Below are 9,610 nucleotides of genomic sequence, written 5' to 3'. Positions count from 1 at the left end.
GGTTCGCCATCCGGGACAGCGCCGCCATGGGCTCCCCCTGGGAGCCGGTGCACACCAGGACGACCTCGTGGTCCGGCAGGTCGTCCAGCGTCCGCACGTCGACCACCAGGCCGGCGGGGACCCGCAGGTAGCCCAGGTCGCGGGCAATGCCCATGTTCCTGACCATGGAGCGGCCGACGAACGCGATCCGCCGGCCGTGCTCGTGCGCGGCGTCCACGATCTGCTGGATGCGGTGCACATGGCTGGCGAAGCTCGCCACGATGATCCGCTTCTCGGCGCGCGAGAAGACCTGCCTGAGCACTCCGGAGATCTCGCGCTCCGGCGCGACGAACCCGGGCACCTCGGCGTTGGTCGAGTCGGCGAGCAGCAGGTCGATGCCCTCCTCGCCGAGTCGCGCGAAGGCGCGCAGGTCGGTGAGGCGGCCGTCGAGCGGCAGCTGGTCCATCTTGAAGTCGCCGGTGTGCACGACCATGCCGGCCGGCGTGCGGATCGCCACGGCGAGGGCGTCCGGGATCGAGTGGTTGACGGCCACGAACTCGCAGTCGAACGGCCCGACCCGTTCCTTGTGGCCCTCGCGGACCTCAAGTGTGTACGGACGGATGCGGTGCTCCTGGAGCTTGGCCTCGATCAGGGCGAGGGTCAGCTTGGAGCCGATCAGCGGAATGTCCGGCTTCTCGCGGAGCAGGAAGGGCACGCCCCCGATGTGGTCCTCGTGGCCGTGCGTGAGGACGATGCCGTCGATGTCGTCGAGACGGTCCCTGATGGAGCTGAAGTCCGGGAGGATCAGGTCGATTCCCGGCTGCTCCTCCTCGGGGAACAGCACGCCGCAGTCGACGATGAGCAGGCGCCCACCGTACTCGAAGACGGTCATGTTGCGGCCGATCTCGCCGAGGCCGCCGAGCGGGGTAACGCGCAGGCCACCCTCAGGAAGCCTCGGCGGCGGGCCGAGTTCTGGGTGCGGATGACTCAAGAGACTCTCCTGACCACGCGCGCCGCCGCCCCCGTGCGGGGCGGCGCGGCGCGCGTGTCTCTGTGCACTGGTCGGTATTCAGTTATCACCCTCCGCGCGGCGCTCCGCGCCGGACAGGCAACGCTTCTGTTCTCAGATTTGTACCCCGCCGGCCGTCAGATCCCGCTTGAGCTGGTCGGTCTCCTCAGGGGTGAGACCGACCAGGGGCAGGCGCAGGGGGCCGCCCGGCAGGCCGAGGAACCCGAGGGCCGCCTTGGAGGTGATCACGCCCTGCGTACGGAACATTCCGGTGAAGACGGGAAGCAGCTTCTGGTGGATCTCGGCGGCCTTCGCCACGTCGCCGCCGGTGTACGCGTCGACCAGGGCCCGCAGCTCGGGCGTGACCACGTGGCCGACGACGGAGACGAAGCCCACCGCGCCGACGGAGAGCAGGGGCAGGTTCAGCATGTCGTCGCCCGAGTACCAGGCGAGGCCGGTCGTGGCGATGGCCCAGCCGGCCCGGCCGAGGTCGCCCTTGGCGTCCTTGTTCGCGACGATGCGCGGGTGCTCGGCCAGCCTGACCATGGTCTCGGTGTTGATCGGGACACCGGAACGGCCCGGGATGTCGTAGAGCATCACCGGCAGGCCGGTGGCGTCGGCGATCGCGGTGAAGTGCCGCAGCAGCCCCTCCTGCGGGGGCTTGTTGTAGTACGGCGTGACCGTGAGCAGCCCGTGGGCGCCCGCCTCCTCGGCGGCGCGGGCCAGCTCGATGCTGTGCCGCGTGTCGTTGGTGCCGACGCCGGCGACGACGTGGGCGCGGTCGCCCACCGCTTCGACGACGGCGCGCACCAGGCGTTTCTTCTCCACATCGCTGGTGGTCGGGGACTCACCGGTGGTGCCGTTGACGATCAGGCCGTCGTTGCCTGCGTCCACCAGGTGGACGGCGAGGCGCTGGGCGCCGTCGATGTCGAGCGAGCCGTCGGCCGTGAACGGCGACACCATGGCGGTCAGGACCCGTCCGAACGGGGTCTGCGGTGTGGAGGTCGGAGCCATAGGTTCCACGCTACTCGTAGCTCAGCGTGCTCGGGCCCATCGGGGCGTTCAACCGGTGGAACCCGGCACTGCCTGCTCGGGGGTTCAGACAGCGCCGGGTCCGTCCATTCACCCTAAATGAACTTCGCGAAATGTCGCAATACGGACACTTCGACCGGGATCGAGGCGCAGCGGTGCGCGCGCTACGGCGCCACCCGGCCGTTCGCGTTGAACGCCGCATGGGTCAGCGGCATCAGGCGCGCCCACTCCTCCTCCATGCGCTCGCCCACCATCTCGATCTCCCGCTGCGGGAACGACGGCGCCGCCGCGCGCTCGTCGCGCGTGCGCAGGCCGAGGAAGTGCATGAGCGAGCGCGCGTTGCACGTGGCGTACATCGACGAGAACAGGCCGACCGGCAGGACCGAGCGGGCGACCTCGCGCGCGACGCCCGCGTCGAGCAGGTCGCGGTAGGCGGCGTAGCTCTGCCGGTAGGACTCCTCCATGACCTTGCCCACCAGGGCGTGCTGCTCGGCCGTGCCCGGCACGAACTCGTACTTGCCCGGGCGGCCCCGCTGCACCAGGTCGCGGTCCTCGCCCGGCACGTAGAACTCGGGGTCGAGGCGGCGGTAGCGGCCGGACTCCTCGTTGTACGACCAGCCGACCCGGTGCCGGTGGAACTCGCGGAAGACGAAGATCGGCGCGCGGACGAGGAACGTCATCGAGTTGTGCTCGAACGGGCTGCCGTGCCGGTCGCGCATGAGGTAGTTGATCAATCCCTTGGACCGCTCCGGGTCCTTGCCGATCTCCTCGACGGACTGCTCCCCCAGCGTCGAGACACGCGCCGCGAACAGGACGTCCGTGTCCGCGGCACTGTGCTTGACCAGCTCGACGGTGAGGTCACTGCGGAAATTCGGGCTTTCGGTCACCAAGGGTCCTTCCGGGCACGGGCTGGCGGGCGGAGACGGGTCCCACCCTACGGCCCGCCCCGGGCCGCCCGACGGGCGGCAGCGGGGCAAAACCGGCATGACCCACGGAGTCGGATTGTTCACCTGATAGCCTGGCGTTGGGCCGTTCGGGGGACGGCTGGGACGACAGGGACGAGGGGACGACGGGGGATGCCAGGGGTTGGAGGACCGCATGCCGCACCATGACGACTTCACGGGTCCCACCGCCCCGCGTCGCGCCCCCGGCATCGGCCGGCTGCTCGGCGGCGCGCTCGTCGGCCTTGTCCTGATATCCGGGCTCATAGGCGCCCTGCTGCTCGCGCGCCCCGCCCTCGACGTGGACCCCGGGCCCGTTCCCGGGGCACCGGAGGCGGCCGAGGAGCACTGACCCGGTAGCCTCACCGTTCACAGCACCGCCCTGTGTGATGCCGTCTGTGATACGTAGCGAGGACCCCAGCCGTGCCCCTGACCTTTCTCGCGGCCGACCCCGACTCCGCCGGTTCCCGGCAGGACGAGGCTCTGCCGCACGCCACGCAGGACCAATGGCGCCGCCCCTACCGGCCGGGCCCCTGGCGCGTGGCCACCGCGGCGATCGCGTTGCTGATCGCCGCCTACATGCTCATCTGCGCCATGATCATCGTGATGGCCGGTTCCCCGACGGGCGCCGGAGTGACGCTCGCCGCCGCCGCCCTGGGCATCGCGTTCGCCCTGCGCCTGCTGCGCATGGGCATCTGGGTCAGCCCGCACGGGCTGCGCCGGGTCGGCCTGCTGCGCACCCAGTCCCTGCGCTGGAGCGAGGTGGCGCGCGTCAGCACCGTTCAGCAGCCGGTCAAGTGGCTGGGCACGCCGCGCAGCGTGCAGGGCCAGGCCGTGCACGTCGAGCGGCGCGGCGGCGAAACGCTGCCGCCCCTGCTGACCGACCACAACGCCGACTTCCTGTCCCGGCCCGAGGCGTTCGAACGCGCGGCCGACGTGCTGGAGGCGTGGGCCGCCGAGCACCACTAGATCCTGTCGCCCGAGGCGCGAATGCGGCCCCGCGGCGTGCTCCCGGCGTTACCGCCCGGGAGTCACGGCGCGGGGCCGCGGCGGCTCGTGGCCGAATCCGGGCCGGTCGGCTGTGCCAAGCCTGAGCCGTCAGCCGCGGGACATCCGCCCCGGCGACGCGGCGGGCACGCGGCCCGCCCGCAGGCCGATGGCGTGCTGCATCGCGCGGCGGGCCCGCGGTGTGTCGCCGGCGTCTCGGTAGGCCACGGCCAGCCGGAACCAGCACCGCCAGTCCTCGGGGCGGGCCTCGGCCTCGGCCCGCCGCGCCGCGAACGCCTCGTCCGCGGCGGCCCGGTCGATCCGCCCGCTCGGCGTCCGCGCCAGGTCGTCCACGGCGAGCCCGCCCTCGGCGTCGAGTTCGCGGGCCAGCCGGTTGGCCGCGAGCACGAAGCGCAGGCTGCGCCACAGGAACCAGGCCCCGAGCAGGGGCAGCACCAGCACCGCGAGGCCCAGGGAGACCGCCACCCACGTGCCCTCGGCCACCAGCAGGACGCCGCGGTGGCCCACGAGCCCGGAGTAGACCAGCAGGGCACCGCTCAGCAGCGCGAGGACGAGCCTGTCCCGCACGGCTCAGCCGTCCAGGTCCATGAAGTGTTCGAGACCGAACGTCAGACCGGGGACGCCGCCGACCCGCCGCACGCCGAGCAGCACGCCCGGCATGAACGAGCCGCGGTTCATCGAGTCGTGCCGCAGCGTGAAGATCTCGCCCTCGTCGCCGAACAGCACCTCCTGGTGGGCGACGAGTCCCCGCAGCCGCACCGCGTGCACCGGGACCCCGTCGACCGAGGCGCCGCGCGCGCCGTCGAGCGCCGTGCTCGTCGCGTCCGGCTGCTCGCCGAGCCCCGCGGCCCGCCTGGCCCCCGCGATCAGCCGGGCGGTGCGCACCGCGGTGCCGCTGGGCGCGTCCGCCTTGCCCGGGTGGTGCAGTTCGACGATCTCGACGGACTCGAAGAAACGGGCCGCCTGCTGCGCGAAGCGCATGGTGAGCACCGCGCCGATGCCGAAGTTCGGTGCCACGAGCACGCCGGTCCCCGGCGAGGCCGCCAGCCAGCCCTCCAGTTCCGCGATCCGTCCGTCGGTCCAGCCGGTGGTGCCCACGACACCGTGGATGCCGTGCCGCACGCAGAACTCCAGGTTCTCCATGACGGAGTCGGGATGCGTCAGTTCGACGGCGATCTCGGCGCCCGCGTCCGTCAGCGCCGTGAGCGGGTCACCGCGTCCGAGCGCCGCGACCAGTTCCATGTCGTCGGCGGCCGAGACGGCCCGCACGGCCTCGGCTCCCATGCGTCCGCGGGCACCGATCACGGCCACGCGCAGCTTGCTCATCCTGTTCGCTCCTGGGTTGTGCTCAGGCCACCGCGTCCGGCAGGCGCGCGGCCTGCCGGTCGTCCAGCGGGCCGATGACGGACAGCGAGGGCCGCCGGCCCAGCACCTCGCGCGCGACCTGCCGGACGTCGTCCGGCGTCACGGCCGCGATGCGTTCCAGCATCTCGTCCACCGAGAGCTGCCGGCCCCAGCACACCTCGCTCTTGCCCAGCCGGTGCATGAGCGAGCCGGTGTCCTCAAGACCGAGCACCGTCGACCCGGCGAGCTGCCCGATGGCGCGCCGCGTCTCCTCGTCCCCCAGCCCGTTCCGCGCGACGTCGGAGAGCTGCTCCCGGCAGATCGCCAGCACGTCGTTCAGCCGGTCGGGGCGGCAGCCGGCGTAGACGCCGAAGATGCCGCAGTCGGCGTAGCCGGAGGTGTGGGTGTAGATGCTGTAGGCCAGTCCGCGCTTCTCGCGCACCTCCTGGAAGAGGCGGGAGCTCATCCCGCCGCCCAGCGCGGCCGACAGCACGCCGAGCGCCCAGCGGCGCTCGTCGTGCCGCGAGACGCCCGGCATGCCGAGCACGAGGTGCGCCTGCTCGGTGGGACGTTCCTGCACCTCGACCCGGCCCGCCGTCCTGAGGGTCCTGCTGCCGGTGCGGTGCGGCGCGGGGTCGGCCGTTCCGTTCAGCGCACCGCCCCGCTCGAACGCCGCGCGGACCTGGTCGACCACGGCCGCGTGGTCGAGGTTGCCCGCGGCGGCGACGACCAGGCGCGAGGGCTCGTAGTGGCGCCGGTAGAACCGCGCGATACGGTCGCGCGTGAGCCCGTTGACCGTGTCGACGGTGCCGAGCACGGGACGGCCGAGCGGGCTGTCACCGAGCAGGGTGTGGGCGAACAGGTCGTGCACGCCGTCGCCGGGATCGTCCTCGGTCATGGCGATCTCTTCGAGGATGACGTCGCGCTCGGCCTCGACCTCCTCCGGCGCGATCACCGAACTCGTCAGCATGTCGCAGACGACATCGACGGCCAGCGGCAGGTCCGCGTCGAGCACCCGGGCGTAGTAGCACGTGAACTCCTTCGTCGTGAAGGCGTTCATCTCACCGCCGACCGCGTCGACGGCCGCCGAGATGTCCAGCGCGGTGCGCCGCTCGGTGCCCTTGAACAGCAGGTGTTCCAGGTAGTGCGTCGCCCCGTTGAGCGCCGGGGTCTCGTCGCGCGAGCCGACGGCCGCCCAGATGCCGAACGTCACCGAGCGGACCGAGGGCACGGCCTCGGTGACGACCCGGAGACCGCTGGGGAGCACCGTCGTGCGCACGGTCCCGGGCGCCGCCTCCGCGGGCCGCGGACGGGGCACGGCCCGCCCCACCGGAGCGGTGGGGCGGGCCGTCGTGGAACGGGGGGTGGGCCTCACTGGTCGGCCGCGTCCTTCCCGGCCTCGTCGGCGCTGCCCGAGGCGTCCTCGCCCGCGTCCTCGTCGAGGACCGGCACCAGGGACAGCTTGCCGCGCTGGTCGATCTCGGCGATCTCGACCTGCACCTTCTGGCCCACGCCGAGCACGTCGTCGACGTTCTCCACGCGCTTGCCGCCGGCCAGCTTGCGGATCTGGGAGATGTGCAGCAGGCCGTCCTTGCCGGGCAGCAGGGAGACGAACGCACCGAACGTCGTGGTCTTGACCACCGTACCCAGGTACCGCTCACCGACCTCGGGCATCGTCGGGTTGGCGATGCCGTTGATCGTGGCGCGGGCGGCCTCGGCCGCCGGGCCGTCCGCGGCACCGATGTAGATGGTGCCGTCGTCCTCGATCGTGATGTCGGCGCCGGTGTCCTCCTGGATCTGGTTGATCATCTTGCCCTTCGGGCCGATGACCTCGCCGATCTTGTCCACCGGGATCTTGACGGTGATGATGCGCGGCGCGTTCGGCGACATCTCGTCGGGAACGTCGATGGCCTCGCTCATCACGTCGAGGATGTGCAGCCGCGCGTCCCTGGCCTGCTTCAGCGCGGCGGCCAGCACGGAGGCCGGGATGCCGTCGAGCTTGGTGTCGAGCTGGAGCGCGGTGACGAACTGCCGGGTGCCCGCGACCTTGAAGTCCATGTCGCCGTAGGCGTCCTCGGCCCCGAGGATGTCGGTGAGGGTGACGTAGTGGGTCTCGCCCTCGACCTCCTGGGAGATCAGCCCCATCGCGATGCCCGCGACCGAGGCCTTCAGCGGCACGCCCGCGTTCAGCAGCGACATCGTCGAGGCGCACACGGAGCCCATCGACGTGGAGCCGTTGGAGCCCAGCGCCTCGGAGACCTGCCGGATCGCGTAGGGGAACTCCTCGCGCGTCGGCAGCACCGGCACCAGGGCCCGCTCGGCGAGCGCGCCGTGGCCGATCTCGCGGCGCTTCGGGGAACCGACGCGGCCGGTCTCACCGGTGGAGTAGGGCGGGAAGTTGTAGTTGTGCATGTAGCGCTTGCGCGTCACCGGCGACAGGGTGTCGAGCTGCTGCTCCATGCGGAGCATGTTCAGCGTGGTGACGCCGAGGATCTGGGTCTCGCCGCGCTCGAACAGCGCCGAGCCGTGGACCCGCGGGATGGCCTCGACCTCGGCGGCCAGCGTGCGGATGTCGGTCACGCCCCGGCCGTCGATGCGGACCTTGTCGCGGATGACGCGCTCGCGGACCAGCGCCTTGGTCAGCGACCTGTAGGCCGCGGAGATCTCCTTCTCGCGCCCCTCGAACTGGGGCAGCAGCTTCTCGGCCGCCACGGTCTTGACCCGGTCGAGCTCGGCCTCGCGGTCCTGCTTGCCCGCGATGGTCAGCGCCTGGGCCAGCTCGTCGCGCACCGCCGCGCTCAGGGCCTCGTACACGTCGTCCTGGTAGTCGAGGAAGACGGGGAACTCGCCGGTCGGCTTGGCCGCCTTGGCCGCGAGGTCGGACTGCGCGCGGCACAGGACCTTGATGAACGGCTTCGCGGCGTCGAGACCGGCCGCCACGACCTCCTCGGTCGGCGCCTGCGCACCGCCCTTGACCAGCTCGATGGTCTTCTCGGTCGCCTCGGCCTCGACCATCATGATCGCCACGTCGCCGTCCGGCAGCACGCGGCCGGCCACGACCATGTCGAAGACGGCCTCCTCCAGCTCGGAGTGCGTGGGGAAGGCGACCCACTGGCCGCGGATGAGGGCCACGCGGGTGCCGCCGATGGGGCCGGAGAACGGCAGGCCGGCGAGCTGCGTGGAGCAGGAGGCCGCGTTGATGGCGACCACGTCGTAGAGGTGCTCGGGGTTGAGCGCCATGATCGTCTCGACGATCTGGATCTCGTTGCGCAGACCCTTCCTGAACGAGGGCCGGAGCGGGCGGTCGATCAGGCGGCAGGTGAGGATCGCGTCCTCGGACGGGCGTCCCTCACGGCGGAAGAAGGAACCGGGGATCTTCCCGGCCGCGTACATCCGCTCCTCGACGTCCACGGTGAGCGGGAAGAAGTCCAGCTGGTCCTTGGGGTTCTTGGACGCGGTGGTCGCCGACAGCACCATGGTGTCGTCGTCCAGGTAGGCCACCGCGGACCCGGCGGCCTGCCTGGCCAGCCGGCCGGTCTCGAACCGGATGGTGCGGGTGCCGAAGCTGCCGTTGTCGATGACGGCCTCGGCGTAGTGGGTTTCGTTCTCCACCTTGGAAAGTCTCCTTCTTCTGCGCCCCGCCCCGAGGGCGGGACCGCGAGGTGGAGCACCTCCGGACGGGCCGGCCATCGATCGAAGCTCCCGGGACAGCAGCCCGGAAGCCACTACCGAGGACCGGCGTCGGTGAGAAGGCACTCCTCCTCGTGCATGCGTCTCTCTTCTTGTCGTTGGAACCAGCCTACAAAGGCGGCCGGTCCCCGGCGCGGTACCGATCCACGACGGACCGGATACGCCGAAGGGAGCGGCACCCGGCGGGTGGCCGCTCCCTTGGGGGCGTCTTACCTGGCGCCCGCCGCGCCGCGGCGGATGCCGAGGCGTTCCACCAGGGTCCTGAAGCGCTGGATGTCGTTGCGCGCCAGGTACTGGAGCAGCCGGCGGCGCTGGCCGACCAGCAGCAGCAGACCCCGGCGGGAGTGGTGGTCGTGCTTGTGGGTCTTCAGGTGCTCGGTCAGGTCCGAGATGCGGCGCGAGAGCAGCGCGACCTGAACCTCGGGGGAGCCGGTGTCGCCTTCCTTCGTGGCGAACTCGGCGATGATCTTCTGCTTCGTTGCGGCGTCGAGCGACGACACACGTACTCCTTGATGATGTCCGGCGTGGCCACCGAGTGCCCCTGGGCCGATCCGCAGGGGAGCTTCCTGAACTCGGGAGGCGGGGCTCGCTGAGCGCTTCCTCCAGA

At 71.6% G+C, this 9,610-nt stretch carries 10 protein-coding genes (1 of these 10 cut by a window edge); 2 read left to right on the top strand and 8 right to left on the bottom strand.

What is annotated here, in order from left to right; all coding sequences use genetic code 11:
• The 3 genes from LC193_RS24350 to thyX form a co-directional block, all read right to left on the bottom strand.
• On the bottom strand, positions 1 to 970 hold the 5' portion of the coding sequence (locus LC193_RS24350; RefSeq protein WP_226077454.1) for a ribonuclease J. It extends 716 nt beyond the left edge of the window; 970 of the gene's 1,686 nt are visible here — the first part of the coding sequence; it begins with the start codon at positions 968 to 970; its stop codon lies off the left edge, out of view.
• 132 nt (positions 971 to 1,102) lie between these two features.
• Positions 1,103 to 2,002: a 4-hydroxy-tetrahydrodipicolinate synthase gene (gene dapA / locus LC193_RS24345; RefSeq protein ID WP_086157675.1), complete on the bottom strand. Its 900-nt coding sequence runs from the start codon at positions 2,000 to 2,002 to the stop codon at positions 1,103 to 1,105.
• A 182-nt stretch (positions 2,003 to 2,184) separates the two neighbouring features.
• Complete coding sequence (gene thyX, locus LC193_RS24340) at positions 2,185 to 2,907, bottom strand: FAD-dependent thymidylate synthase (RefSeq protein ID WP_226077452.1); 723 nt, start codon at positions 2,905 to 2,907, stop codon at positions 2,185 to 2,187.
• Positions 2,908 to 3,118: 211 nt separating this feature from the next.
• Here thyX and LC193_RS24335 point away from each other — a divergent pair, with 211 nt between their 5' ends.
• Together LC193_RS24335 and LC193_RS24330 are read left to right on the top strand one after the other, a co-directional pair.
• Entirely contained in the window at positions 3,119 to 3,313 is a 195-nt protein-coding gene (locus LC193_RS24335; RefSeq protein WP_226077450.1) for a hypothetical protein, read from the top strand.
• 71 nt (positions 3,314 to 3,384) lie between these two features.
• Entirely contained in the window at positions 3,385 to 3,930 is a 546-nt protein-coding gene (locus tag LC193_RS24330; RefSeq protein ID WP_226077448.1) for a PH domain-containing protein, read from the top strand.
• Between the two features lie 129 nt (positions 3,931 to 4,059).
• On the opposite strand, the gene LC193_RS24325 is transcribed toward LC193_RS24330, so the two are convergent.
• The 5 genes from LC193_RS24325 to rpsO all read right to left on the bottom strand — a co-directional run bounded on the left by LC193_RS24325 (position 4,060) and on the right by rpsO (position 9,503).
• The gene (locus LC193_RS24325; protein ID WP_226077446.1) at positions 4,060 to 4,536 is read right to left on the bottom strand and encodes a hypothetical protein; all 477 of its coding nucleotides are present in this window, start codon (positions 4,534 to 4,536) and stop codon (positions 4,060 to 4,062) included.
• Positions 4,537 to 4,539: 3 nt separating this feature from the next.
• Entirely contained in the window at positions 4,540 to 5,295 is a 756-nt protein-coding gene (gene dapB, locus LC193_RS24320) for a 4-hydroxy-tetrahydrodipicolinate reductase (protein WP_226077444.1), read from the bottom strand.
• 22 nt (positions 5,296 to 5,317) lie between these two features.
• Positions 5,318 to 6,688: a M16 family metallopeptidase gene (locus LC193_RS24315; RefSeq protein ID WP_404819478.1), complete on the bottom strand. Its 1,371-nt coding sequence runs from the start codon at positions 6,686 to 6,688 to the stop codon at positions 5,318 to 5,320.
• Complete coding sequence (locus LC193_RS24310; protein ID WP_226077442.1) at positions 6,685 to 8,925, bottom strand: polyribonucleotide nucleotidyltransferase; 2,241 nt, start codon at positions 8,923 to 8,925, stop codon at positions 6,685 to 6,687. Before LC193_RS24310 ends, LC193_RS24315 begins: the two co-directional genes overlap by 4 nt.
• A gap of 287 nt (positions 8,926 to 9,212) precedes the next feature.
• Positions 9,213 to 9,503, bottom strand: a complete 291-nt coding sequence (gene rpsO, locus LC193_RS24305; protein ID WP_086157683.1) for a 30S ribosomal protein S15 — start codon at positions 9,501 to 9,503, stop codon at positions 9,213 to 9,215.
• Between the last annotated feature and the right edge of the window lie 107 nt (positions 9,504 to 9,610).

It is taken from the genome of Streptomyces marincola (assembly GCF_020410765.1).
Taxonomy (GTDB): domain Bacteria; phylum Actinomycetota; class Actinomycetes; order Streptomycetales; family Streptomycetaceae; genus Streptomyces; species Streptomyces marincola.
This window is presented reverse-complemented; position numbering and strand designations above follow the sequence as displayed.